The organism is Hassallia byssoidea VB512170, assembly GCF_000817785.2.
GTDB classification, from domain to species: Bacteria; Cyanobacteriota; Cyanobacteriia; order Cyanobacteriales; family Nostocaceae; genus Hassallia; species Hassallia carrinoi.
Genome location: NZ_JTCM02000024.1, coordinates 28905 through 54493 on the forward strand (window position 1 = coordinate 28905; position 25589 = coordinate 54493).

Sequence of the window (25589 nt, forward strand, 5' to 3'; positions counted from 1 at the left end):
AAATGATTCATCCTAGTTTTACCCGCACCAAAAAGTTACCCCTGCGATTGATACTTATAGTCCCCTTTGTTTTGCAAATCTTTGCCGCAGTCGGACTCGTAGGGTATCTCTCATTTAGAAATGGACAGAAAGCAGTCAATGACCTTGCCGAACAGTTAATGAGCCAAGCTAGCAAGCAAGTTGATCGGCAGCTTGATAACTATCTGGCAATGCCTCATAAAATTAATCAGATTAATAGCAATGCGGTACAAGTAGGACTGCTAAAATTACACGACTTTAAAAATACAGGGCATTACTTTTGGCAGCAAATGCAGGTATTTGATGTTAGCTATATTTATTATGCGTTGGTAACAGGTGAATACGCAGGAGCGGGACGTTTTCGAGAAAATCGCGGTGTCACGATTGACGAACTTTCTCTCAATACCAAAGGTAAAACTTATACTTATCAAACCGATCGCCAGGGCGATCGCACTAGCGTAATAGACGTTCAAGACTACACACCTCTAACAGACCCTTGGTATACAAAGACGCTTAAAGCAAACAAGCCCATTTGGAGTTCAGTTTACAACTGGAGCGACCTTCCAGAATTTTTATCGATTGGTGCAACCCGTCCAATCTACGACAACACCAATAAATTTATCGGTGTTATGGGTGTTGATTTCCTTCTATCAAATATCGGTGATTTTCTAGGCAGCATAAAAATTAGCCCCTCAGCAAAAATCTTTATCATTGAACGCAATGGGCTATTAATAGCTAATTCAATTTCTCAAAAACCATTTACTATGGTGAATGGCAAAGCCCAAAGATTGAATGTTTTAAACAGTAGCGATTCCTTAATTCAAAATACAGCAAAATATCTACAGCAAAAGTTTGGTAATTTTCAAGCGATTAAAAACGGCAAACAACTTGATTTTGAATTTCAAAACTCGCGCCAATTTGTTCAAGTAACACCTTGGCGTGATGAGTACGGTCTAGATTGGTTAGTGATTGTGGTTGTGCCAGAATCCGATTTTATGGCGCAAATCAACGCTAATACTCGCACAACTATCTTATTATGTTTGGGGGCATTGGGAGGAGCGATCGCGCTGGGAATTTTCACATCCCGTTGGATTACAAAACCGATTGTGCAATTGAGAACAGCTTCTGTAGCAATAGCTTCTGGAGAATTAGACCAAACAGTAGAAGTAAAAGGCATAGATGAATTAGAAACTTTGGCTGCTGCTTTTAATCAGATGGCGACACAATTAAAAGAATCTTTCTTAGAACTAGAAACCAAAGTTGAAGAAAGAACCGCACAATTAAAAGAAGCCAAAGAATCAGCTGACAGCGCTAACAATGCCAAAAGCGAGTTTCTTGCTAACATGAGCCACGAACTTCGTACACCGCTCAACGGCATTTTAGGCTATGCCCAAATTCTCCAGCGCGACCAAACTGCCAACCCCAAACAAAAAGACGGCATTAACATTATTCATCAATGTGCTTCTCATTTGCTCACCTTAATTAACGACATACTTGACCTCTCAAAAATTGAGGCTCGCAAATTAGAATTGTCTCCCCATGATTTTCACTTTGCCTCTTTCCTCAACGGCATTGTGGAAATCTGTAGAATTAAAGCCGAGCAAAAAGAAATTGCCTTCAATTACGAAGTATTAAATAAACTTCCCACAGCTATTCATGCCGATGAAAAACGTTTGCGCCAAGTCTTAATTAACCTTCTAGGCAATGCAATTAAATTCACCGACAAAGGAGGCGTAACTTTTAAAATTGGGGTAATTGATAATCAGTCATCGGTAATAGTTAATAGTAAAAATGACCCATTCCCCCCTTCGGGGTTCGCCAGTCGCTCATGGGGGAGACCCCCAAGACCGCGCTGGCTCACCATTCCCCATTCCCAATTCCCCATTCCCCGAATCAGATTTCAAATAGAAGATACTGGTGTGGGCATGAATTCCGAACAATTACAAAAGATATTTTTACCTTTTGTACAAGTAGGCGATAAACAGCGGATGGCAGAAGGTACAGGACTCGGACTTGCTATCAGTCAACAAATCGTGCAGATGATGCAAAGCGAACTGCAAGTAGAAAGTCTTTCCAATGTTGGCAGTAAGTTTTGGTTTGATGTAGATTTGCCAGAATCAAATCAATGGATTGAATTAAATAACGCCAATACCCACAATATCATCGGCTATGAACAAGAGAAACAAAAAATTCTCCTTGTCGATGACCGTTGGGAAAATCGTTCTGTAATTGTTAACCTTTTAGAACCGCTTGGCTTTGAATTGATGGAAGCGGTAAACGGAGAAGAGGGTTTAGAAAAAGCTAAAACATGGCATCCCAATTTAATTATCACTGATTTGGTGATGCCTGTACTCTCTGGTTTAGAAATGACGGAAAGCCTGAGAAATTTATCAGAATTTAAAGATGTAATTATCATCGCTTCTTCTGCTAGTGTATTTAACTTTGACCGTCAGCAAAGCCTAAAATCGGGCTGTAATGATTTTCTTCCCAAACCCGTACAATCAAAAGAATTGCTAGAAAAAATTTCTCAGCATATGAAACTTTCATGGATTTACGAAGCAGGCATTGTTCCGCTTACAGAAAATGCGCTGGTTGACACTGCTGCCGCTTTTATAGCCCCCAGCGCTGAAGAATTGCAAGCGTTATACATTGCAGCCCAAATAGGTGATATTGCCGGCGTTGAGCAGGAAGCTTTACGACTACAACAGTTAGATAGTCAATATTTGCCTTTTACTGCTAAATTGCTTCAACTCGCTCAAGAAATGGATGAAGAAGGAATTTTCAAATTAATAAAACAGTACACCTAACAAGTTTAAATATGCTTACTCACACAAAAAGTTTCATTATGATCGTTGATGATAACCCCACGAATACCAAAGTATTGTTTGATTTTTTGCAAGCGTCGGGTTTTCGAGTTTTGGTTGCTAAAAATGGCGAAAGTGCTTTAGAAAAACTGCAAGCAGTATCCCCAGATTTAATTTTATTAGATGTAATGATGCCAGGAATCGATGGCTTTGAAACTTGCGATCGCTTAAAAGCTTCACCAGCTACTCAAGAAATTCCGGTAATCTTTATGACGGCTCTTTCTGATGCGGTAGATAAAGTTAAAGGGTTAAGCCTTGGTGCAGTAGATTATATCACTAAACCGTTTCAGCAAGAAGAAGTGCTTGCCCGCGTCAATCTTCATTTGAAACTGCATCACCTAAACAAACAGCTAGAACAACGAGTAGCAGAACGCACAGCGGAGCTAACTTTTGCTCTAGAAAAGTTACAACAGTCTCAACTACAGTTAGTACAAAGTGAAAAGATGTCTGCCCTGGGGCAATTGGTTGCAGGAGTTGCTCACGAAATTAACAATCCTGCTGGCTTTATTAAAGGCAATCTCATTCATTTTCAGGAATATATACAAGATTTAATTCATCATATTTACCTTTATCAAAAGCGAGTTTCAGAAGCGGAAATAGCTCAACATGCAGAAGAAATTGACTTAGAATATCTGCTCGAAGATTTACCGAAAACTCTTGCTTCAATGCAACAAGGAGTTGAGCGCATCTGCGATATCAGCGTTTCTTTAAGAACATTTTCTCGTGCTGATAGTAATGCCAAAATTCTCTTTAATATTCATGATGGCATCGACAGCACAATCCTGATTCTCAAACACCGCTTAAAAGCCTCGAATGAACATCCGGCAATTGAAGTAGTAAGAAATTATGGTAATTTGCCCTTAATAGAATGCTTCCCCGGACAACTCAATCAGGTATTTATGAACTTAATTGCAAATGCTATTGATGCTTTAGAAGAGTCGAATATTGGGCGTAGTTTTAGTGATATTAAAGCAAATCCCAATCAAATTATAATACAGACGACTTTAATTGATAAAAATTATATCTTAATTAAAATTAAAGATAACGGCGTGGGCATGTCAGATGAAGTTCAGAAAAAAGTCTTTGATAATTTATTTACCACCAAACCTGTAGGACAAGGGACAGGATTAGGGTTAGCGATCGCAAAGTCTATCATTGTCGAAAAACACGGTGGAACTCTAGAGGTAAAGTCATTACCCAAAGAAGGTGCCGAGTTTGCAATTACAATTCCCGTGCGGGATAAGAATTGAGAATTGGGAATGGGTAATGGGTAATTGGGAATGGGTAATGGGTAATTGGGAATGGGTAATTGGGAATGGGTAATTGGGAATGGGTAATGGGTAATTGGTAATGGGGAATTGGGATGACAAGACCAGATTTTGAAAAATTGGAAGTTTATAGATTAGCTGAGAAACTCGCTAATCAAATTTGGCATATAGTTCAACAATGGGACTGCTTTGCTAAAGATACTATTGGCAAGCAAATTGTCCGCGCTGCTGATAGCGTCTGTGCCAACATAGCAGAGGGGCGAGGACGTTATAATTATCAAGATAATCGGCGTTTTCTAAAAATTGCCAGAGGTTCTTTGTATGAAACAATTAATTGGTTGAGACTAGCTTATGCTCGCAAGTTATTGACCGATGAACAGGTAAGCAAGTTTAAACCAATTCTTGACGAACTACCACCTAAGTTAAACGCTTACCTAAATTCTATAGGAAATAGGGAATAGGGAATAAGGAATTGGGAATTGGGAATTGGGAATTGGTAATTGGTAATTGAGAATTGGTAATTGGTAATAGGTAATTGAGAATTGGTAATTGGTAATAGGTAATTGAGAATTGGTAATTGGTAATAGTGATGTGCGTTTTTTCCATTACCCATTCCCCATTCCCCATTACCCATTACCCATTCCCCATTACCCATTACCCATTCCCCATTACCCATTACCCATTACCCATTCCCCATTCCCCATTACCCATTCCCCATTCCCGATTTACAACTATTCTGGCTGCTCAGGATTAACAGCACTTACCTGAGCTTTAACAACCATTCCTGGTTGCAAAAATGGAGTATTAGCAACAGAATTGTTAGCCAAGGTAAACAAGGGATTTGACAAAATACCCGCGATAGAGGTCGCGATTAAAGTTACTATCAAACCTACTTGCAAAGGTCTAAACCCAGGTAAATTCCAACGCACTTCCGGATAATTCTTCACCGCGTCGGACATTTCTTGAGGTTCTTTGACTACCATCATTTTGACTACGCGAATGTAGTAGTAGATGGAAACAACGCTGGTAACTAAGCCTAGCAAGACTAGCCAGTAAAGCCCAGCTTGCCAACCAGCCCAGAAGATGTAAATTTTGCCAAAGAATCCCGCTAGCGGTGGAATCCCACCCAAGGAAAGTAGAGAAATACTTAATCCCAAAGTCAGCAGTGCATCTTTTTGATACAAACCTGAGTATTCGGCGATCTGGTCGGTTCCCGTCCGCAGGGAGAAGAGAATTACGCAGGTAAAGCCGCACAGGTTCATAAACAGGTAAACCAGCATGTAAAAAATCATACTGGAATATCCCGCTTGCGTGCCAGAAATCAAGCCAATCATCACAAACCCAGCTTGGGCAATAGATGAATAAGCTAGCATCCGTTTCATGCTGGTTTGGGCGAGGGCAACTACGTTACCCAAAATCATACTCAGAACTGCGAGGGCAATGAAGACGAATCTCCACTCATTCACAGCTAGGGGGAAGACTGTTGTTAGCAAGCGGATGGCTAAGGCAAATCCGGCGGCTTTGGAACCGACGGATAAAAAGGCAATCACAGGTGTGGGAGCGCCTTCGTAAACGTCTGGTGTCCACTGGTGGAAGGGCGCGGCGGAGATTTTGAAGCCAATACCTGCGATCGCGAAAACCAGCGAAATCACCAAACCTAAAGATTGACCAAAATTCGCTGTGGCAATACCCGACGCGATCGCATTAAATTCTGTTTGTCCACCCGATAACCCATACAGTAGCGAAACACCATACAAAAATACTGCTGTACTTGAGGCACCAATCAACAGGTATTTTAGCGCCGCTTCATTAGAGCGAGTGTCACGCTTGGTATAACCTGTGAGCAAATAAGAGGAGATACTCAGGGTTTCTAAGGAGATGAAAGTCATCACCAACTCATTTGCCCCAGAGAGAAACATCCCTCCTAGGGTAGCTGTGAGCAAAATAGCGATGAATTCTGCTAAAGCGGTGCCACTCTGCTCAACGTAGCGAATAGACATCAGAATGGTAACGATCGCAGACAAAGCAATAATCCCGCGAAAGACGATGCCCAGATCGTCGCCGTTAAAGCCACCGCTAAACGAGATGGGATTGACATTATCCCATTGAAAATATAGGGCGACGATGGAGCTAAATAAACCTGCGATCGCCAGATATCCAATCCAGCGTGCGGATGTACGCCCCAAAATCAAGTCAACAATCAAAACCGTCATCAGGGTGATAATCACAATCCCCTCTGGCAGTATTGTTCCAGCATTTAACGCTGATGCAAGATTAGCAAAATCCATGATATGTATAGGTTTTGGCGATTAGACATTCAGGTTAACTCTGTTCACTCTAGCAATTTTCGCGCCCTCAGTTGCATAAAAAATGGCGGCATTGCATATTGGCGACATGAAGAGACGTTCCAATGGAACGTCTCTACGGCTGTCTAATTAAATTATGTTGAAATTTGCCTTTGGTAATTCAAAAATAAAAATAACAATAAGCAGTTCAGTTATCCGCTGAACTGCTTGTTTTAGACTAAATTAGGCTTGACAAAAGCATCAAAATGCTTTTAGCAATATTTGCTACGTTTGCTCTTATTGACTTGAAGACTTAATAGCGTCTGTTGCCTCTGTCCCAATTGCCACCGCCACCGCCGCCACGAGAACTTTTCTCCTCGCGTGGTCTTGCTTTGTTAACTTTCATTGCGCGCCCCATCCATTCTGCACCATCCAGAGCTGCGATCGCAGCGTCTTCTGCCGCTGATGATTCCATTTCTACGAAACCAAAGCCGCGTGCGCGACCTGTTTCTCTATCTGTGGGTAATTGAACCCGGCTAACGGTGCCGTATTCTGAAAATACTTTACTGAGGTCGTCTTCTGTGACGCTGTAGGACAGGTTCCCTACGTAAATTGACATGAAATTCTCCAAAATCCATTGATGCAGATATGTTCATTCGGAGAGGCGCCTGCAATTATTACTAAAAACAAGATCCGTATCGCCGAACTCACTTCATTTCGATTTTATCCTAACATAACTTCTTTATAAGAAAGGGTATATCTGCCCATTTATGTTAATTTTTAGTAAAATGTATTACACGTCACTAAATTTATAATTTTTTTATATTATTCACTCGCTCAAAATCAAGTTTGCTGTTGAAATTCTTCTGGATCGATTCCCCAATTTACCCAACAAATCGCTTCACGGGCTGATTGTGTATCAGGTGGAACACGCAAAGCATGAATAAATCCCGTACTAGGGCAGGTCATTTTTAATAAATAAATTGGCTCGTTGTCAACATCTGCATTAATTTTTAATAAAGTGTATTCAGCCCAAGCATCTAATTCTATCGCTTGTAACTCCCTGGCTATTCGGTCATAACCAATACCTTGAATTAGCACTCGGCGCAGTTCGGCATTATTTTCTGATAAAAGCCATTGAGATTCCCAAGAGTGGGGATGGATTTTACCATATTTTTCCGGTAAGGTTACGCCGTGATAAGAGTAGAGGCTGTATCCATCGGCAAATTGTATTGCGGGTTTTCCCTCTGCGTGCAGCCGATTTTGGTTGTCGAAGAGAAGATGAAGAGGGCGATCGCATACAATACAAATTTTTTTGTAAGGTAAAACCCTACCACAATACTTGAATAAACATTCAAGTGCCTGCCATATTTGTTGATTGTGAGGGAAATTTAATACAGAAATATCGAAATCATAAGAAATAAAAAAGCAACGAATCCATTCTATGGGTTCAATCAAGTCAGGTAATGGCTCCCACTCATCAGGATAACCATCTGGTATCATCATGTACAAACTGAAAATTTCTTTTTGCAATTCATCCCACTCACTTCCTAATTTACTACTCAGTTCGCGGCTAAATTGTAAAAAAAAGTTATGTTGGTTCTCGAATTCTTGCCGCAAGTCACACAGTTCGTCAATTAGTGTATAGCCAGAAGGTATATCTAGTTGATTAACACACTTCATAGCTCCATAAAGGCTATCCACAAAAATAATTTCCGGCTCTTGTTCCTGCATGGCTGCATAGACTAATTTGACCGCTTCCGCAGCTTTTTCTCTATCAATTCGCTCAGTTGAAAGTGCTATTTTTCGCCACTTATCCCGATAAACCAAAATCAAAGCTTCTTGTTCAGGAGTCAGTTCGCTAATAATCTCAGTCATTGCACTAACACTAAATTGTAGGGTGGGTTAACGAAGTGTAACCCACCGCTATTTAACAGCGCATTTCTCGTTCGCAGGTTGAACCTGGAAACGAGCGGACGAGCCGAAACTACTAAAAACAACTTTTCAATCAGCCACATAACGCCAACCTTTAGGCTCATATTCTCTTTGAATTCGCACCATCCAGCTACCTTGAGGAATCGAAATTGGCTTATGTTCCTCATGTACCAGTAACGCCTTATCTGAAAACACACGCAGATAAAGGATGTCATCTTTTTGTGACAATTCCGCCTCACCTTCAGTAATGCGGTGTTTGTGTCCGGTGACTTCACCTTCCGCCAAAATCAACTGAGGTATCTTTTCTCCTTCGACTTGCGGCACAGGCAGTAAAATAACATCACCTTGTCGAATCGGTTGCATAGATTTCCCTCTATAAATGTAGGTAAAATCCCACTTTGCTCTTGCTCTCAAATTTGATTTAATTTTGGCACAATCTCTGAGGAGTGGGGAATGGGGAGTGGGGAGTGGGGAATGGGGAGTGGGGAGGAGCAAAATTAAAAGTTAGGAGTTAGGAGTTAGGAGTTAGGAATTATTCTGCTTATCTCCCTTGTCCCCCTTATCCCCCTTATCCCCCTTGTCCCCCTCCCCCCCTTCCCCACTCCCCCCCTCAAGAACTCTCCTTTTCAAAACTGTAGTCGCCAATTATGCAAGATATAAGTTAATGATTGAGATAACACTAAATTTACACTTCTGCTTTCCCTAGCTATCCTCAAGAAAGGACTATCCTACGGGAAGGGCTACGCTCTCAAGAGCGAATTTGCAGGGATTTTATTTTGAACGGACAGTTTGTGTGAAGATGAAATCACATCCACATCAAGCTCACTAATGTTAATTTGACTGTCTAGCTTTGCAGCTATTATTTTTTTGAAATTTCCATGTCAACTCTCGTCATCGTCGAATCTCCAACCAAAGCTCGTACCATTCGCAATTACCTGCCGAAGGACTATCGAGTGGAAGCGTCTATGGGTCATGTACGTGACCTTCCCCAGTCGGCTACAGATATTCCCGCTACTGTCAAAGGGGAAAAATGGGCGCAACTGGGGGTAAATGTAGATGCCGACTTTGAACCGCTGTATATCGTCCCCAAAGACAAAAAGAAGATTGTCACTCAGCTCAAAGATGCCATGAAAGGCGTAACTGAACTGATTCTGGCAACGGACGAAGACCGGGAAGGTGAAAGCATAAGTTGGCATTTATATCAACTACTCAAGCCGAAAATTCCAACCAAGCGGATGGTATTTCACGAAATTACCTCAGACGCGATTAAAAAAGCGTTGAAAAACTGCCGCAATATTGACGATCAGTTGGTTCGCGCCCAAGAAACGCGGCGAATCTTGGATCGGCTAGTAGGCTATACCCTATCGCCGTTGCTGTGGAAAAAAATCGCTTGGGGATTATCTGCGGGGCGGGTGCAATCGGTAGCTGTGCGGGTTTTGGTGAAGCGGGAACGCCAACGCCGTGCTTTCCGTGAAGGTACATATTGGGATTTGAAGGCTTACTTGCAGCATCAAAAAGCTGCTTTTACCTCGCAGTTAGTGACGCTGCAAAAAACCAAAGTAGCAACAGGCAGTGATTTTGATGCAGCGACCGGTCAAATTATTGCTGGGCGCAAAGTCGTACTGCTAAGAGAAGCGGAAGCATTAGCCCTCAAAGAACGCCTGACTGGTAAACCCTGGACGGTGACAGACATTGAAGAACGCCCGGTAACACGCAAACCCGCGCCACCGTTTACCACCTCGACGCTGCAACAAGAATCTAACCGAAAATTGCGCCTTTCTGCGCGGGATACGATGCGAATTGCTCAGAATTTGTACGAGCAAGGGTATATTACCTATATGCGTACAGATTCGGTGCATTTGTCAGAACAAGCAATTTCAGCTGCGCGTGATTGTGTGGAAAAGCTTTACGGCAAATCATATCTCAGCCCCCAACCAAGGCAATACACCACCAAATCCAAAGGCGCACAAGAAGCACACGAAGCCATACGTCCGGCGGGTAGCAGCTTCCGCACGCCGCAAGAAACTGGCTTAAGCGGTCGAGAACTGGCGCTGTATGACTTGATTTGGAAGCGCACCGTAGCTTGTCAAATGGCTGATTCTCGCCAAACTCAAATTACCGTACAGTTGCAAGTTGAAGATGCGGGTTTTCGTTCTTCTGGCAAGCGAATTGATTTTCCCGGTTTTTTACGCGCTTACGTTGAAGGTTCAGACGACCCAGAAGCAGCGTTGGAAGACCAAGAAGTAATTTTACCGCCGATGAAAGTGGGCGATCGCCCAAATTGTACGAACTTAGAGGCGATCGATCACGAAACTCAACCACCAGCTCGATACACTGAAGCTACCTTGGTGAAAACTTTAGAAAGTGAAGGTATCGGTCGTCCCAGTACTTACGCCAGCATTATCGGCACAATTATTGATAAAGGTTACGCCCAATTGGTGAATAATGCTCTCATACCCACATTCACCGCTTTCGCTGTCACCGACTTGCTGGAAAAACACTTTCCCGACATCGTAGATCCCAGCTTTACTTCCAAAATGGAGCAAACTTTAGATGATATTGCTACCGGCGAAGCAAAATGGCTACCCTATCTGCGGGAATTTTATTTGGGAGACAAAGGTTTAGAAACGCTGGTTAGAGAACAAGACAGCCAAATTGATGCTACCAAAGCTAGAACGGTAGAACTAGAAAATCTCGATGCTAAAGTCCGCATTGGTAAATACGGTCCTTACATCGAAGTCGAAAATGGTAACGGTGTTGTTACTGCTTCAATTCCCAAAGACCTCACCCCTGCTGACCTCGACCCGAAAAAGGTAGAAGTTCTACTGCGACAAAAAACTGAAGGTCCCGACCAAGTAGGACGCCATCCAGAAACTGGCGAACCGATTTATGTGAAAATTGGCGCTTACGGTCCTTACGTTCAGTTGGGTGACAAGACCGAAGAAAACCCCAAACCCAAACAAGCTTCTTTACCCAAAGGTCAAAGTCCAGAAAATGTCACTCTGGAGATGGCTGTTGGTCTTTTGGCGCTACCCCGGACATTAGGAGTTCATCCGGTTACAGGTGGCAAAATTCAAACAAGTTTAGGACGCTTTGGTCCTTATGTTGTTCATGACCAAGGTAAAGAAGGTAAAGATTATCGCTCTTTAAAAGCTAGCGATAATGTCTTAACAATTTCTTTAGAAAGGGCTTTGGAATTGTTATCTGAACCGAAAAAAGGACGCAGCAGCACTAATAGTAAATCTAAAGCTGCTTTACGCGAATTGGGCGCACATCCAGAAGACGGCGAACCAGTCAACATCTACGATGGTCCTTATGGACCTTACATCAAACACGCCAAAACAAACGTGAGTATCCCCGAAGGTCAATCGGTAGAAAATGTAACGCTTTCCGCAGCATTGGAATTGTTAGCAAGTAAAGCATCGTCGGCAAAATCCACACGTAAGACAACGAGTAAAACTACAACCAAAACCACACGTAAATCAACTACTACTAAAGCTAAGTCAACAGCTAAGTCGTCTACCACAACTGCGAAAAAACAAGGGCGAAAGGGAGAATAGGCAACTTGGGAACTTGCTAATTGGTAATTGGGAAAAAGGTAATTGGACAAAACCATTACCCATTACCCATTACCCATTTCCTAGTCCCCATTCCCCATTCCCCATTCCCTATTCCCTATTCCCTATTTGCTTGTGAAACAATACCTTTCTTTGGTATGATGCAAGTCTATAGGTTGCTAATGTGATACTGTAGTAAGTATGGGAGATCGCAACACAAAATTTGACCAATGGCTTATGCCTACAATAAAGTGATGTGTATCAAGCCAGTTTCAAGCCAGAGGTGCGTTGGGACGCCAGTTTCTGCTTAACTGTGAATAAATTATTAAGGTAGTATCTCAGGAGCGCTCAGTTAAATGGACTATATAGAGAAGGTACTGGAGAAGCTTAAAGAATTAGCACGCAAGCTCATAGAAGCCCTGCTAGGTCCAGAGGCTGAGGCAGAACCGGAACTAATTCCGATTCCTGTAAATGACCGATCGCGCCGTCGCTAAAAGCTTAAAAGTGGTTGTATTGACATTAGAATATTTAAGCGTTCTGGTACTACACGGACCAAACCTAAATCTACTAGGACAGCGAGAACCAGGAATTTATGGTTCAGTCAGTTTGGCGGAAATTAATCGCCTGTTAGAAGAAGAAGGAAAAAAACTACAGGCGAAAGTTTCTTGCTTGCAGTCAAATCATGAAGGAGTTTTGGTAGATGCGATTCATGGCGCTTTAGGGCAACATGAAGGAATTTTAATTAACGCTGGGGCGTATACTCATACAAGTGTGGCATTACGAGACGCGATCGCCGCTGTGAATTTACCAACAGTAGAAGTACATCTAAGTAACATCTACCGTAGGGAAGAATTTCGCCATCATTCATATATTGCACCAGTGGCGATCGGGCAAATAAGTGGTTTTGGTGTCCAAAGCTATTTATTAGGTTTACAAGCGTTGGTAGATCATTTAAGAAATAAAACTTAAAATTTAAGACTATTGAATATGGGCAGGGGAAAGAGTGCCCCTACTTTATGCGCTATTCTCTGGAAAGTCGGTTTAGAGGTACAATAATCGGGGCGTTTCTTGGGGATTTAGCCTCTGGTAGTTTTGATGTGCCGAAAAATTGGCATGAAATTGCGCTTTTAGGTGTGGAAAGTTTAATAACGACTTCGCAACTGAATTTAGATGATTGGATTTGCCGTCAAAAAGCAGAATTTCCTCATTTAGATACTAGTTGCGTTTCCTTAAAAGCGATTATTGCGACGTTGCCAGTAGCGCTGTTTTACTTTGACAATACAGTTAAGCTAAGACAAAACTTGAGTCAGGCGATCGCAATCTGGGATCGGGACTTACTAGTGCGCGATGGAACACTAGCAGTAGGCTATGCGATCGCTCTATCATTGACAGAAAAACTAGATATAAAAACCCTCATACCCCAAACAATTGACTTTATTGGCGAAACGCCAAGTACCTTACCACAAACTTTATTAAAAGTCAATAATTTATTACTTCAGGGTGCTGGATTAGAAAGAGTACAAGGATCGTTAATCCGAGAAGAAAAGCTAAGTAAAGCTGTTGCTATGGCGTTTTACTGCTTTCTTAGTACCTTAGAAGACTTCCGTTTGTCAATTTTGCGGGCTACTGTCAATAGCGATGCACTGCCCGCTACAGGTGCAATTACTGGTGCTTTATCAGGGGCTTACAACAGTTTAACGGGCATTCCCGTAAGTTGGCAGATGAAGTTATCTCCAGCAAATTCGGCAACATCAACAGCGAGCAACCGCAAGCAGATGATAGAATTAGCTGATGGACTGGTGGCTGTATGGTCAGGAGCGTATGACCTTGCCTCATATCCAAAGGATTTACAAAAACAGGGACATGCAATGTCTGACAAACAGGGTACGCTATGCGTCAGTGCAGCTCCTCGCGTCATTCGGTTGCGTTAATCATCAGAATTGGGCATTGGGCATTGGGCATTGGGCATAGGTTTGGCTGTGCGGTCTTGGGGTCTCCCCAAGTGGAGCACCTGCCGTCATTGGGCATTGGGCATAGGTTTGGCTGTGCGGTCTTGGGGTCTCCCCAAGTGGAGCACCTGCCGTCATTGGGCATTGGGCATTGGTAATTTTAACTTTCCCTCTCCCCCTGCTCCCTGCCTCCCCTGCCCCCCCTGCCCCCCCTGCCTCCCCTGCCTCCCCTGCCCCCCCTGCCCCCCTCTCCCCCTCCCCCTTCAAATTCCCCCAACCGGAAAATTTTAGTGATATTTTATATAGGTACTGTACGGGAAACGCTAAAGCTTATTCTTTAGATAGCTATTGTGGCAAATAGGTTTAAATTTGAGTATCGCAAGTGAAGTTTCTATGGATAGAAAAGTGCGATCGCATGAATGTCAGGGTATCTTGTTTTAAGCTATCAAAGTAAGTAACTGCGATGAAGAGGGTGTAGGGGGTAGGGTGTAGGGTGTAGGGAACCCCATAATTAAAATTAGGGGTTTCGAGCAAGGGATGCAGTATTTCTTGTGCAAAGCGCCTCTACATACATATTTTCTTGTTTTTCCATACATAAATGTAGAGAGAAGTTTGAGCGGAGGTTTCCTCCGATCAAATCAACGGAAACGGGCTTGCACCAAACGGGGTGTGGTTGTTTCTTCCCCTCTACACCCCACTACACCCCACACCCCACACCCCACACCCCGTTTTTGGTCATAGGTAATGAAAACGCAGCCATTTCTTCAATCAATGACCGATAAATTGACCCACTGGCAACGACGTTACAAGACGCTACTAAATAAACGACACTTGCTTGGAAGAACAGGTGTCATCAATGATTTTCTGCCGAATTTATCTCAAACAAGCGATTGTGGCGATCGGCAAAAACTAAGAACTTCCAGATCGATGGCGGCGTATAAAACTAACAGAGGCATTTGTGTAAGCAGATTGGGCTATATTCACCGACGTACCCCGGTTATTTTTGCGATCGCACTCTTGTCCCTCACAGGCGTGATGGGGCATAAATTATACAACACGACAAAGCTAAAAGCAGGGACTATCGCGCCACAAACGATGAAAGCTCCCTACTCAGCTAACATTGAAGATAAGAAAAAAACCGAGCAAGAGCGCAAAGCCGCTACTAAAAGTTCCTTATCAGTGTTAATGGTCGATGCACAAGTTAACGAAAAAATTCGTCAAGATTTGCAACAATTTTTGGATACGGGTAACGAAATTCGTGCAACTGCCGGGTATTTTCCTTTTTTTGACACTTTAGTTTTACCTGTTTCTAGCCAGCGTTATCTGCGGTCTTGTTCTAATTCTGAATGGCAAACGCTGCTAAAAGCCCTAGGGAATACGAACGCGCAACCTAAGTTCGCAAAGACTCAAAAACAAAGCAGTAAAATTGCCGTCATTAAAACGGCGATAGAAGTGCAAAAAGATACGATTTTTCTACAGACTGCTGGCGGAAAACTTGATAATATTTCCCAAAAACCTGACTTTGCTCAAGCAGTGGCGGAATTAGAAACTTACCGTTTGACGACTTCACAGCAAAACTTGTCCTCACTCACCGCTCAAATCTCCCAAGCCCGCCAAGCATACGCTCAAGCAAACGCCAAACTGTTACAGCTTAAGGCTGTTAACCCGAAAACAGTATATAATGACACTTTTATTTTGAACTTGTCAGATGAGGACTGGGGAAAAACAGAAACGGGAATTCAACAAAGTGCAGAGCGGATTCTCGCCCAAGGTATCCCACTAGGACTGCCGCCAAATATCTTACAAGATGCCGTGAGGCTACAAGTGCAGACATCAGTACCACAAGAAGCCGAGTCTTTAGCAAGAAAACTTTTGTTGATTGTACTCAAACCGAATCTTAAGAAAGATGAAGAACTAAGCAAACAAAGTGGCGCACAAGCTGCTGCTGGTGTCAAACCTGTGATGGTGTCGATGCGGCAAGGTGAGGTAATTGTCAAAAAAGGAGAGACGATTAGTGCTTGGGACTTTGAGGTGCTAGAGCATTATCATTTAGTACGGCGGGAGATTAACTGGTTGGGTTTGACGAAGCTGGGAGGCTTTGTTAGCGTATATATTGGCATTTTTGCTTTAGTGGAACGGCGAATTAAAACAAAAATGCGGCAACGCGATCGCCTGTTGATATTGTTGCTGACTATAAGTGTGCCCGGAGTGCTAATAGGTACACACTATACTACTTGGAGCGCCATTGGTTTGTTGTTGGGTAGCTTCTACGGAGCTAATTTAGGTATCACAGTTATCGGATTGCTGGCTTTACAGTTACCATTTAGCTTGGAAATCAGTAGGACTGTGCTTTGGAGTGGTGCTGCTGGGGGAATCTTAGGTAGTTGTATCGCCAAACGTTTGCGATCGCGTGAGGAACTTGCACTTCTTAGCGTTGGTGTTACTTTAACTCAGGGCGGCGTTTATCTGATATTCAAGCTGTTAGTCGGTGCAGCATTCGGTTCTGGCTGGTACATCGTACTTAGAGAAGCCGGGTTCTTTGCTTTATCCGGCTTAGTTTGGAGTGTTGTTGCCTTGGGCTTGAGTCCTTATTTAGAAAAACTTTTTGATTTAGTCACCCCGATTCGTTTAGCAGAACTGGCGAATCCAAATCGTTCTTTATTAAAACAACTGGCGACGAAAACTCCTGGGACTTTTCAGCATACCTTGTTTGTGGCTACTCTTGCCGAAGCTGCTGCCAAACACCTTAAATGCAATGTCGAATTGGTGAGAGCCGGCACATTATATCATGATATTGGGAAAATGCATGACCCTTTGGGATTTATTGAAAATCAAATGGGGGGACCAAATAAACACGACACAGAAATAAACGATCCTTGGAAAAGTGCGAAAATTATCAAAAAGCACGTCAGTGAAGGATTGGCGATGGCGCGAAAACACAGTTTACCTACAGCGATTCAAGCTTTTATTCCCGAACATCAGGGAACAATGCTAATCGCTTATTTTTATCATCAAGCCCAGCAAATGGCAAAAGAAAATCCAAATTTAAAAGTGAACGAAGCGGATTTTCGCTACGATGGACCGATTCCCCAGTCGCGGGAAACAGCAATTGTCATGTTAGCAGACTCTTGCGAAGCGGCGCTGCGATCGCTTAAAGATGTCAGCCCAGAACAAGCTTTAGCAATGGTTAACAACATCTTCCGTGCGAGATGGCAAGATAATCAACTACTAGATTCAGGTTTAACACGAGAGGAAATGTCACAAATTGCCGAAATTTTTGTCGAAGTTTGGCAGCAATTTCATCATAAACGCATTGCTTATCCTAAGTTAAAGCCTTCCAATTAAAAGTGACGATATTTACATTTTTGTTGTAAATGTCTATTAAAAGTTAGAAGAATGCTTTCTTGATATCAGTAGTTAACAAGATAATGACACAAAATTTAGCATAATTTGGGTATTGTCTTGCTTATCCAAAATAGTATTTTCACATTGAATGTATAAATCACAACTATAAATATTTATCTGTAACTGTATGAAAAATTACTGCGGACATAATTAATAATTTATAATTATTTTTAGATAGGGATTTATAGCGATTTTCAGTTGGATGCAATATACAATGATACCGCAGCGTCGGGACAATTCATGAATTGTCCCTACAATCGGTTTGGGTATTTGACACAAGTGAGAACCGCTATAAATCCCACCCAATTAAAACTACTTTATTAGGCATCGGCTACAAACCCATTTTTAATTATGAATTATGAATTAATAATTATTAATTCGGTTGAATACCTATAGTATGACTGAAAGTACTGATGCTGGCTAGAATGGCAGGATATAAATATAAAGGATGTCTATTAATCGGCAATCTCAAAAAAACCATTGAAGCTGGATCTCGGTGTGCAAACCAATTAATTAACAGGAAATACTTGGAAAATATATTATGTTAGGTAATAAAAAAGACTATATGAATGAATCAGCATCTATTCTCAGCCTAGGAATAGGTTGGTTTCCCAAAACACCCGGAGGTTTAGAGAGGTATATTTATGAATTAACTAAAGAATTAGCCAAAAATGAAGACAAGGTGGAATTATGTGGTGTAGGGTTACCAGAAGCTGAAGAAAATTTGCCGATAAAGTTGACTAACCTAGCTTCTCCAGATAGTCCAATTTGGCAAAGGTTGTGGTCTATTCGCACTAACTTTCAAAAAACGAGAGTAGACACACCAGATGCAATTAATTTACATTTTGCATTGTATAGCTATCCGATTTTGAATCTTTTGCCAAAAGAAGTGCCAATTACTTTTAACTTTCATGGACCTTGGGCATCTGAAAGTCACGAAGAAGGAGTTAATAAAGTAACCGCGTTTCTCAAGCACTGGCTGATAGAAAAAAGAGTTTACGATCGCTGCGATCGCTTCATAGTTCTCAGCAAAGCATTTGGCAATATCTTACATCAACAATATCAAGTACCAACTGATAAAATTAACGTAATTCCTGGTGGAGTTGATATTAATCAGTTTCAACCAAATCTATCACCTCAAGAGGCTCGCAGCAAGTTAAATTGGTCTCAAGATCGTCCAGTAATATTTACATCCCGTCGGTTAGTGAATCGCGTCGGGCTTGACAAATTGTTGATAGCGATCGCTACAATTAAACCGAGAATTCCTGACGTTTGGCTGGCTATTGGTGGTCGTGGACCATTAGAAGCCGCACTAAAACAACAAGCCACAGAATTGGGACTCGACGACCACGTTCAATTCTTAGGCTTTTTACCTGATGAAGAATTGCCAATAGCTTACCAAGCTGCCGATTTGAGTGTAATGCCCAGTCAATCTTTTGAAGGATTTGGATTAGCAATAGTCGAATCTTTAGCCTGTGGTACTCCGGTTGTGTGTACTCCTGTTGGGGGAATGCCAGAAATTTTAGAACCATTCTCACCACATTTAATTACTGACTCAATCGAAGTTTCAGCTATTGCCGAAAAATTAGAAGAAGTATTACTAAGAAAATTGCCAGTACCTTCACGAGAAGACTGTCGCAATTACGCTGTTACACAGTTCGACTGGCAGAAAATTGCAACTCAGGTGCGCTCAATTCTTTTAGCCTAAACAAGTATACATGAAAATTCTCTTTTTAGACCAAAGTGGTAAACCGGGTGGCGCAGAATTATGCTTGATAGATATTGCTAAACCTTATAGCGATCGCTGTCTGGTAGGCTTATTTGCAGATGGTTCATTCCATAATTTACTACAGCAGAATAAAATTCCCGTGCAAGTTTTGGCAACTCAAGCAATACAAGTTCGCAAAGAAAGCAGCTTGGCACAAGGTTTAGGTAGTTTAGGACAACTTGCACCGATAATTACTAAAGTAGTTAAAATTGCGCGTGAATACGATTTAATTTACGCGAATACACAAAAAGCCTTAGTTGTGGGTGCGATCGCTAGTTTTCTCAGCCGTCGTCCTTTGGTATATCATTTGCATGATATTCTTTCAAAGGAGCATTTTAGTAAAACTAACCGTCGCATTGCTGTAACTTGCGCCAATCTTGCATCATTAGTAATTGCCAATTCTCAAGCTAGTAAAACAGCTTTTGTGAAAGCAGGTGGAAAAGCAAACCTCACGGAAATAGTTTACAACGGCTTTGACTCGAAAAATTATCAAATTTCCGAGCCTGATGTTAAGCAATTAAGGCAAGAATTAAGTTTAGAAGGACAATTTGCAGTCGGACATTTTAGCCGTCTTGCACCTTGGAAAGGACAACATATTTTAATTGAAGCGCTTGCTAAATGTCCTCAAGAAGTCACGGTGCTTTTAGTTGGTGATGCACTGTTTGGCGAGCAAGATTATGTTGATAGTTTACATCGTCAGGTAACAAATTTAGGATTGGAAAAGAGAGTCAAATTTTTAGGATTTCGTTCAGATATTCCTCAATTAATGTCAGCTTGTGACTTGGTAGCACATACCTCTATTTCTCCAGAACCTTTTGGTAGAGTGATTGTTGAAGCGATGCTATGTGGAACACCTGTAGTTGCAGCTGCATCTGGTGGTGCAATTGAATTAGTAGAACACGATATCAATGGTTTTTTGGCGACACCAGGAAAACCTCAAGAACTTGCACAAATAATTACCGCTTGTCTTCAAGAACCAGAAAAGACAGCGGCTATAGCTAATAATGCGCGAATTACTGCAAGTCAGCGATTTGATGTAACAATTATTAATCAGCAAATTGCCGAATTGCTTGAGCGTAATTTTGAATGTAAATAAACGCTCTAATTGTAGTAAGCGCTTTAGCGCTTGAAAACTTTGAAGTTGAGCGGTAAACCGCTCACTACGTAATTACAAACCAACTAATTCACGAGCTTCAAAATCGTTGAGTTGTTGAACTATGGCTAATCTCGCTTCTAATTTAGCTACACTAAACTGGTTGCGGAGATATTCTAAATGAGCGATCGCATTTTGTTTTTCTGCGGTTAATCTAATCAGGGTATCCATTGACTTTTGATATTCCTGATTCACCAATAGTACTTCAAAGCGACGTGCTTTGCGTTGAGCATCATTCTTCAAATCAGATTCAAAAGCAGAAACGCGATCGGCATTGCCTTCAAATCGGTTAATTTGGTGCTGAACTGCCATCAACTGAGAGTCTACTTCATTCACTCGTTGGGCAGCTTGAGCGATCGCAGATGGATAATGACTCAGTTGCAACATCAAAATAATTTACCTCTAACAAATCTTAATAAACAAAGCTCCGAAGCTGTGCCTTAACTAGGCTACTTCCCTCAGTTGAGACGGAACACTCACCTCACCAATATTCAGTGATAGCTGTTCAGCATGAGACACCACAGCTTGCTCTAATACTTGAACTTCGATATTTACACTCACCAAATAACTGCCTGTATCTGCACCAACCGCTTCCGCAATTAACTTAGCAATGTCCGGACGTTTCGCAGTCAGCGGATCGCGTAGAATACAACGATCCCAGTCGTGCTTGGCAGTCGGATTGAGGCTGAGAATATAGTGTTTAATCATAAAACAAACCCTTGAATCATATTTCTGTGAAGGCTGTCACACAAAGAGCGATCGCACTTCACCAGGCTTGGACGCTATATATATATTATAGTATTTATGTACTACTTTGCCCACAAGTAAACAGTGAGTTTCCTCTCTGAAGCTGCGTTCATTCGTTAATACGGTTGGGAGGATGCGAAAACAACATCATGAAACAACTAGCTAAAGATAGTTGTTTTCACTGACTAAATAAGTAAAAAGATAGATATATGTATATCTATCTTTTGGCGGATGAGGTTTATTTAGCATGATTTCCCCTTGGCAAAGTCCGCTTCCTCTGGAAGAACACAAAACGAGCCGTGTCGTTGTCTACTTTTACAGCGACAGATTAAGCTTATGGATTCCGATAGTGTTTTTCCAGTTGATAGAGGCGATCGCGCTTCATCATAAAGGACTTTTCAACGGGGTAGAATTTTTTATTTTCCCACCTGATTTAGACCCTTGCAGTTGGGAAGAGGGGGGGATGGGGAGAGGGGCAGAGGGGGGGATGGGGAGCTACATCTTCCCTATTACCGCGTTCCCCATTACCGCGTTCCCCATGCCCAATGCCCAATGCCCATTGCCCCATGCCCAATAACTAATTCACCTTATCATCAAACTGAGATTTCAATAATTGAGCATCATTGACCCAAATCGCTTGTTGAGGTAAGGGAATAGAAACTCCTGCTTGGTCGAAAGCGATTTTCAAACGACGGCGAAATTCTCGCGCTACATCCCATTGCTTGAGGGGCTGTGTTTTAATCCATACACGAATTATCAAACCGCGATCGCCAAAATTATCTACACCCAAAACTTTCGGCGTTTCGACAATTTGCTCTTGCCATAGCGGATCTAGATCCATCTTGAAGGCAATATCTTCAATTAATTCCAAAGCCTTGTCAATATTGGTTTGATAGCTAACGGGGATATTTAAATCTGCGCGTGACCACCGACTAGAAAGATTGGCAACAATTTTAATTTCGCTATTGGGAATTGTAATTAAGCGTCCTTCTGCATCGCGTACCTGAGTCATCCGCAGATTCAGATTTTCTACTAAACCGCCAACTTCTCCCACATTAATCACATCGCCTAAAGCGTACTGGTCTTCCAGGATAATCAGAAAGCCGTTAATTGCGTCTTTAATTAAACTTTGAGAAGCCAAAGACAGTGCCACACCAACTAAACTGGCACCAGCAAGCAAGGGAATAACATCTATTCCCAATATTGTCAGAGTTAATAAAGTACCAACTACGAGCAAAGCAAAGGTAGCAATACTTTTAGTTACACCAGAAATCGTAGAAACTCGTAACTGTAGCCGTTCGGTAGTTTCCGGAGTTAGTAAAGTACTGCTGTTGATTAAAGCAGAGGCGAAGCGGTCAGTTAAAGCATAGGTAAGACGCACTGCCACATAAGTTAACAGCAGCACAATACCTACTTGCAAAGGAATTTTCGCAGCTCTGAGAATTGCGGTTTGCAGCGATCGCGTGTAGGGAAATAGACCAAGGATGAAAAAACTGCCCCCTCCCCAAATAATTGCTTGCCCTAGCTGAAACAGTCGCCGCTTTGCTTCTTGAATATGTCGATTTTGCTGTCGATTCAGCTGTACCGTAATCGGTTTGGTCGCAGGTGAAGTTGGGGGAGTTGGCTGTACTGAGTTTCTAGATCGACATTGCCACCTATACATCCCCCAACTGATGACAATCATCCCCAGTACAGCTGCACCAGCAATTTTACCTTGGTAAATTAAAAACTCAGTTTTTCGCTCTTGTTTCGCCTGTGGTAATTTTTGCAGCAACAGCTGCTTAAGTTTTTCAGCCAAACTTTCCGGGTCTTCTTGTGTGATGTTGGCATCCTCTTTTGTCACCGTCATCAGGTAATTGCCATTGACGCGAATAATTGGTGAACCGTTTGCAGCGTGGTCTATCTGCACTTTCAGCTTCGCATCAGGCGTTTGAAAGTAGTTTTGGCTAATTGTATCTACAGCTTGTTGGATATTTTCTAAACGCTGTGGAAGATTTGCTCTTGTATCCGCTATCTGAAATAAACGCCGACCATCCAAATAAATTGAGTCATTGACAATTGTTTTGTCTGAGTCATGAATTCCTAATTTGGGTGATTGCAGATCGGGTAAAATCGGTATCTGCGCCGTAGCTTTTGAGACATCAAAATTAGTGACAACCATAAAGGTGGCGATCGCCCCAACTGCAACCCAAATTAACTTTTGAAGGTGAGTCCAGCGCCGTGCGCGGGTTCCCAAGGCAGCGCGTTGCGTATTTTCCCAAGGCACGTTTTCGGGGGAAGTACCCTGCGAAAAGCTGCCGCCCCGTTGTAGCACCTGGCGTGCGACTGGCTCTCCCGTTGGGCGCTTAGATAGTAGAATTCGCATGGCGTAACCTGGCATAGCCAAAAATTTCAAGCGCACGCTCAACACCTCCTTAAGCAAAACCTACAGCCATCGTGCAAAATCAGTCTGGGTAAATGTACCTGTCTAAAGTTTAATTTTGACAAATCTTTATAATCTAAAGACTTATTTTTTGCATTTTTCATCTATCCGTAGACAGATGACACAGAAAATGTGGGCATGGGGCATTGGGCATAGGTTTGGCTGTGCGTTGCTGCGCCAGTGCGTTGCGCGGGTTAAGCGCGCTATCTGCACCTGGCGTGAGGTCACGAACGTTGTAGCACCTGCCGTCATTGGGCAATTGTTTAATGGGCTTTTTTAATTTGGGTCAAAGGGGAAAGGAAAAAAGGGTAAAGGGATGTCCTTGATTTAAAAATCCACTCGAATATCTCAAATTACTTCTTCCCCTTTTCCCTTTCCCCTTTAACCTTTCCCCCTCTTGAAAATGCCCCATGCCCCATGCCCGATACCCAATGCCCAATGCCCCATGCCCAATTTCTTGATGAAACATAAAGTTAAGGCAAAGAAAAAGGAAATAAAGTTGACATTATTGCTCTCAAACGTCAAGCTAGTGCAAAGAAGCCTTGATTAGTTGCTTAAAATTAACTAAGCATCGCTAATCATGGAATACTCTATTAAAGTACGTAGAGTATTACGTAAGGCAGCGCGTTGCGGAGCCAGTGCCGTGCGGAGGTTCCCTCCGTTGAGGCATCTGGCGTTGGGGTTCCCCCCGTTGTAGCGACTGCCGCCCTTTTTTACATTTTTGAGGAACTTTTGATGACCGCAACTTCTCCCCGATTAAAGCACGAGGTTAAAGACCTCGCCCTAGCTCCCTTGGGAAGACAGCGCATAGAATGGGCTGGACGCGAAATGCCAGTATTGCGGCAAATTCGCGATCGCTTTGCCCAAGAAAAACCGTTTGCAGGGATTCGCCTTTCAGCTTGCTGCCACGTAACAACAGAAACAGCGCATTTAGCGATCGCTCTCAAAGCGGGTGGTGCAGATGCCCTGCTAATTGCTAGCAATCCCCTCTCAACACAAGATGACGTAGCCGCGTGTCTCGTCGCCGATTACGACATTCCCGTGTTTGCAATCAAAGGTGAAGATAACGACACTTATCACCGCCACGTCCAAATAGCCTTAGATCACCGTCCCAACATCATTATTGATGACGGTTCTGATGTAGTTGCAACCTTAATTCAACAACGTCCGCATCAAATCGCCGATTTGATTGGCACCACCGAAGAAACCACAACCGGAATCGTGCGCTTGCGTGCCATGTTCCGTGACGGTGTGCTAACATTCCCGGCGATGAACGTCAACGATGCTGACACCAAGCACTTCTTTGACAACCGCTACGGTACAGGTCAATCAACTTTAGACGGTATTATCCGCGCTACCAACGTTCTGCTTGCTGGTAAAAACATTGTCGTAGTTGGTTATGGCTGGTGTGGCAAAGGAACCGCACTCCGCGCACGCGGACTCGGTGCAAACGTAATTGTCACCGAAATTGACCCCATCAGAGCAATTGAAGCCGTTATGGATGGTTTCCGCGTCCTACCAATGGCGGAAGCTGCACCCGTTGGCGATTTGTTTATCACAGTCACCGGTAACAAACACGTCATTCGCGGCGAACATTTCGACGTCATGAAAGATGGCGCAATTGTTTGTAACTCCGGTCACTTCGATTTGGAAATTGACCTGAAAACCTTGGCTGAAAAAGCAACGGAAGTTAAAAATGTCCGTCCTTTCACTCAAGAATATCGCCTCAACAGCGGTAAATCAATCGTCGTTCTCGGTGAAGGACGCTTAATCAACCTCGCTGCTGCTGAAGGACACCCCAGTGCAGTAATGGATATGAGTTTTGCTAACCAAGCTTTAGCTGCCGAATATTTAGTAAAAAATAAAGGTAAGCTGCAAGCTGGTTTACACTCAATTCCTACCGAAGTAGATCAAAACATTGCTTTGTTGAAGTTGCAAGCGATGGGAATTGAAATTGATACTCTAACCCCAGATCAACATGAGTACATCAACTCTTGGACTTCTGGAACTTGATAGAGACGTTCCGCGTAAAGACGTTCCAGTGAAACGTCTCTACTAAATAGATTATTTTTGGGATAGGTAATTTACCTATCCTTTTTTAATATTCATAATGAGGGATTGAGCGCTGAAGCGCTCACTACGAATGTTATATCCGTATATTTGCAGAACAAATATAAAAAGTCGATAAACCAGTGTTTTTATATTGACGATAAAAGAA

At 42.5% G+C, this 25589-nt stretch carries 21 protein-coding genes; 13 read left to right on the top strand and 8 right to left on the bottom strand.

Annotated features, from left to right (window positions below; genetic code table 11):
* Positions 1–2: 2 nt before the first annotated feature.
* The 3 genes from PI95_RS13155 to PI95_RS13165 all read left to right on the top strand — a co-directional run bounded on the left by PI95_RS13155 (position 3) and on the right by PI95_RS13165 (position 4611).
* Positions 3–2825, top strand: coding sequence for a hybrid sensor histidine kinase/response regulator (locus tag PI95_RS13155; protein WP_039737101.1), 2823 nt, complete (start codon positions 3–5; stop codon positions 2823–2825).
* Between the two features lie 11 nt (positions 2826–2836).
* Positions 2837–4132 (top strand): hybrid sensor histidine kinase/response regulator, encoded by a 1296-nt coding sequence (locus tag PI95_RS13160; protein ID WP_039737102.1) that lies wholly within the window; start codon positions 2837–2839, stop codon positions 4130–4132.
* Between the two features lie 113 nt (positions 4133–4245).
* Complete coding sequence (locus PI95_RS13165) at positions 4246–4611, top strand: four helix bundle protein (protein WP_039737103.1); 366 nt, start codon at positions 4246–4248, stop codon at positions 4609–4611.
* On the opposite strand, the gene PI95_RS13170 is transcribed toward PI95_RS13165, so the two are convergent.
* Positions 4592–4756 (bottom strand): alpha/beta hydrolase, encoded by a 165-nt coding sequence (locus PI95_RS13170; protein ID WP_236117050.1) that lies wholly within the window; start codon positions 4754–4756, stop codon positions 4592–4594. The genes PI95_RS13165 and PI95_RS13170 overlap by 20 nt on opposite strands.
* Here PI95_RS13170 and PI95_RS35915 point away from each other — a divergent pair.
* Positions 4740–4904, top strand: coding sequence for an alpha/beta hydrolase (locus tag PI95_RS35915; protein ID WP_236117051.1), 165 nt, complete (start codon positions 4740–4742; stop codon positions 4902–4904). The genes PI95_RS13170 and PI95_RS35915 overlap by 17 nt on opposite strands.
* On the opposite strand, the gene PI95_RS13175 is transcribed toward PI95_RS35915, so the two are convergent.
* The 4 genes from PI95_RS13175 to PI95_RS13190 form a co-directional block, all read right to left on the bottom strand.
* Positions 4882–6438 (bottom strand): NAD(P)H-quinone oxidoreductase subunit N, encoded by a 1557-nt coding sequence (locus PI95_RS13175; protein ID WP_039737104.1) that lies wholly within the window; start codon positions 6436–6438, stop codon positions 4882–4884. The genes PI95_RS35915 and PI95_RS13175 overlap by 23 nt on opposite strands.
* Before the next feature lie 310 nt (positions 6439–6748).
* Positions 6749–7054, bottom strand: a complete 306-nt coding sequence (gene rbp / locus PI95_RS13180; RefSeq protein ID WP_039737105.1) for an RNA-binding regulator — start codon at positions 7052–7054, stop codon at positions 6749–6751.
* Between the two features lie 224 nt (positions 7055–7278).
* Positions 7279–8313: a DUF6745 domain-containing protein gene (locus PI95_RS13185; RefSeq protein ID WP_052324616.1), complete on the bottom strand. Its 1035-nt coding sequence runs from the start codon at positions 8311–8313 to the stop codon at positions 7279–7281.
* 126 nt (positions 8314–8439) lie between these two features.
* The gene (locus PI95_RS13190; RefSeq protein ID WP_236117052.1) at positions 8440–8865 is read right to left on the bottom strand and encodes a DUF8820 family protein; all 426 of its coding nucleotides are present in this window, start codon (positions 8863–8865) and stop codon (positions 8440–8442) included.
* A gap of 383 nt (positions 8866–9248) precedes the next feature.
* On the opposite strand from PI95_RS13190, the gene topA reads away from it, so the two are divergent.
* The 7 genes from topA (at position 9249) to PI95_RS13220 (ending at position 20145) form a co-directional block, all read left to right on the top strand.
* Positions 9249–11930, top strand: coding sequence for a type I DNA topoisomerase (topA, locus tag PI95_RS13195; RefSeq protein WP_039737107.1), 2682 nt, complete (start codon positions 9249–9251; stop codon positions 11928–11930).
* A gap of 353 nt (positions 11931–12283) precedes the next feature.
* Complete coding sequence (locus PI95_RS35200; protein WP_039737108.1) at positions 12284–12421, top strand: hypothetical protein; 138 nt, start codon at positions 12284–12286, stop codon at positions 12419–12421.
* Positions 12399–12896: a type II 3-dehydroquinate dehydratase gene (aroQ, locus tag PI95_RS13200; RefSeq protein ID WP_163518860.1), complete on the top strand. Its 498-nt coding sequence runs from the start codon at positions 12399–12401 to the stop codon at positions 12894–12896. The genes PI95_RS35200 and aroQ overlap by 23 nt, the downstream gene beginning before the upstream one ends.
* A 47-nt stretch (positions 12897–12943) precedes the next feature.
* Entirely contained in the window at positions 12944–13858 is a 915-nt protein-coding gene (locus tag PI95_RS13205; RefSeq protein WP_039737109.1) for an ADP-ribosylglycohydrolase family protein, read from the top strand.
* A gap of 762 nt (positions 13859–14620) precedes the next feature.
* Positions 14621–17221: an HD family phosphohydrolase gene (locus PI95_RS13210; RefSeq protein WP_039737111.1), complete on the top strand. Its 2601-nt coding sequence runs from the start codon at positions 14621–14623 to the stop codon at positions 17219–17221.
* A 601-nt stretch (positions 17222–17822) separates the two neighbouring features.
* Positions 17823–18989 carry a glycosyltransferase family 4 protein gene (locus PI95_RS13215; protein ID WP_052324617.1) on the top strand — a complete coding sequence of 389 codons (1167 nt, stop codon included), beginning with the start codon at positions 17823–17825 and terminating at the stop codon, positions 18987–18989.
* Positions 18990–18999: 10 nt separating this feature from the next.
* Positions 19000–20145, top strand: coding sequence for a glycosyltransferase family 4 protein (locus PI95_RS13220; RefSeq protein ID WP_039737114.1), 1146 nt, complete (start codon positions 19000–19002; stop codon positions 20143–20145).
* 72 nt (positions 20146–20217) lie between these two features.
* Here PI95_RS13220 and PI95_RS13225 read toward each other — a convergent pair whose 3' ends face one another.
* Positions 20218–20589 carry a hypothetical protein gene (locus tag PI95_RS13225; protein ID WP_039737115.1) on the bottom strand — a complete coding sequence of 124 codons (372 nt, stop codon included), beginning with the start codon at positions 20587–20589 and terminating at the stop codon, positions 20218–20220.
* A 57-nt stretch (positions 20590–20646) separates the two neighbouring features.
* The gene (locus PI95_RS13230; protein WP_039737117.1) at positions 20647–20910 is read right to left on the bottom strand and encodes a hypothetical protein; all 264 of its coding nucleotides are present in this window, start codon (positions 20908–20910) and stop codon (positions 20647–20649) included.
* 286 nt (positions 20911–21196) lie between these two features.
* On the opposite strand from PI95_RS13230, the gene PI95_RS35205 reads away from it, so the two are divergent.
* Entirely contained in the window at positions 21197–21526 is a 330-nt protein-coding gene (locus tag PI95_RS35205; RefSeq protein ID WP_201280433.1) for a hypothetical protein, read from the top strand.
* Here the strand turns inward: PI95_RS35205 and PI95_RS13240 are convergent, their stop codons facing one another.
* A complete protein-coding gene (locus PI95_RS13240; protein ID WP_052324690.1) occupies positions 21527–23110 on the bottom strand; it encodes a mechanosensitive ion channel family protein in 1584 nt (527 codons plus the stop codon).
* A gap of 996 nt (positions 23111–24106) precedes the next feature.
* Here PI95_RS13240 and ahcY point away from each other — a divergent pair.
* Positions 24107–25384, top strand: a complete 1278-nt coding sequence (gene ahcY / locus PI95_RS13245) for an adenosylhomocysteinase (protein WP_039738176.1) — start codon at positions 24107–24109, stop codon at positions 25382–25384.
* The last annotated feature ends 205 nt before the right edge of the window (positions 25385–25589 follow it).

Coding starts and splice junctions, on each gene's coding strand:
- PI95_RS13155 (WP_039737101.1), top strand. CDS start 3: ATGATTCATCCTAGTTTTACCCGCACCAAAAAGTTACCCCTGCGATTG.
- PI95_RS13160 (WP_039737102.1), top strand. CDS start 2,837: ATGCTTACTCACACAAAAAGTTTCATTATGATCGTTGATGATAACCCC.
- PI95_RS13165 (WP_039737103.1), top strand. CDS start 4,246: ATGACAAGACCAGATTTTGAAAAATTGGAAGTTTATAGATTAGCTGAG.
- PI95_RS35915 (WP_236117051.1), top strand. CDS start 4,740: ATGTGCGTTTTTTCCATTACCCATTCCCCATTCCCCATTACCCATTAC.
- PI95_RS13170 (WP_236117050.1), bottom strand. CDS start 4,756: ATGGAAAAAACGCACATCACTATTACCAATTACCAATTCTCAATTACC.
- PI95_RS13175 (WP_039737104.1), bottom strand. CDS start 6,438: ATGGATTTTGCTAATCTTGCATCAGCGTTAAATGCTGGAACAATACTG.
- rbp (WP_039737105.1), bottom strand. CDS start 7,054: ATGTCAATTTACGTAGGGAACCTGTCCTACAGCGTCACAGAAGACGAC.
- PI95_RS13185 (WP_052324616.1), bottom strand. CDS start 8,313: ATGACTGAGATTATTAGCGAACTGACTCCTGAACAAGAAGCTTTGATT.
- topA (WP_039737107.1), top strand. CDS start 9,249: ATGTCAACTCTCGTCATCGTCGAATCTCCAACCAAAGCTCGTACCATT.
- PI95_RS35200 (WP_039737108.1), top strand. CDS start 12,284: ATGGACTATATAGAGAAGGTACTGGAGAAGCTTAAAGAATTAGCACGC.
- aroQ (WP_163518860.1), top strand. CDS start 12,399: ATGACCGATCGCGCCGTCGCTAAAAGCTTAAAAGTGGTTGTATTGACA.
- PI95_RS13205 (WP_039737109.1), top strand. CDS start 12,944: ATGCGCTATTCTCTGGAAAGTCGGTTTAGAGGTACAATAATCGGGGCG.
- PI95_RS13210 (WP_039737111.1), top strand. CDS start 14,621: ATGAAAACGCAGCCATTTCTTCAATCAATGACCGATAAATTGACCCAC.
- PI95_RS13215 (WP_052324617.1), top strand. CDS start 17,823: ATGTTAGGTAATAAAAAAGACTATATGAATGAATCAGCATCTATTCTC.
- PI95_RS13220 (WP_039737114.1), top strand. CDS start 19,000: ATGAAAATTCTCTTTTTAGACCAAAGTGGTAAACCGGGTGGCGCAGAA.
- PI95_RS13225 (WP_039737115.1), bottom strand. CDS start 20,589: ATGTTGCAACTGAGTCATTATCCATCTGCGATCGCTCAAGCTGCCCAA.
- PI95_RS13230 (WP_039737117.1), bottom strand. CDS start 20,910: ATGATTAAACACTATATTCTCAGCCTCAATCCGACTGCCAAGCACGAC.
- PI95_RS35205 (WP_201280433.1), top strand. CDS start 21,197: ATGATTTCCCCTTGGCAAAGTCCGCTTCCTCTGGAAGAACACAAAACG.
- PI95_RS13240 (WP_052324690.1), bottom strand. CDS start 23,110: ATGGTTGTCACTAATTTTGATGTCTCAAAAGCTACGGCGCAGATACCG.
- ahcY (WP_039738176.1), top strand. CDS start 24,107: ATGACCGCAACTTCTCCCCGATTAAAGCACGAGGTTAAAGACCTCGCC.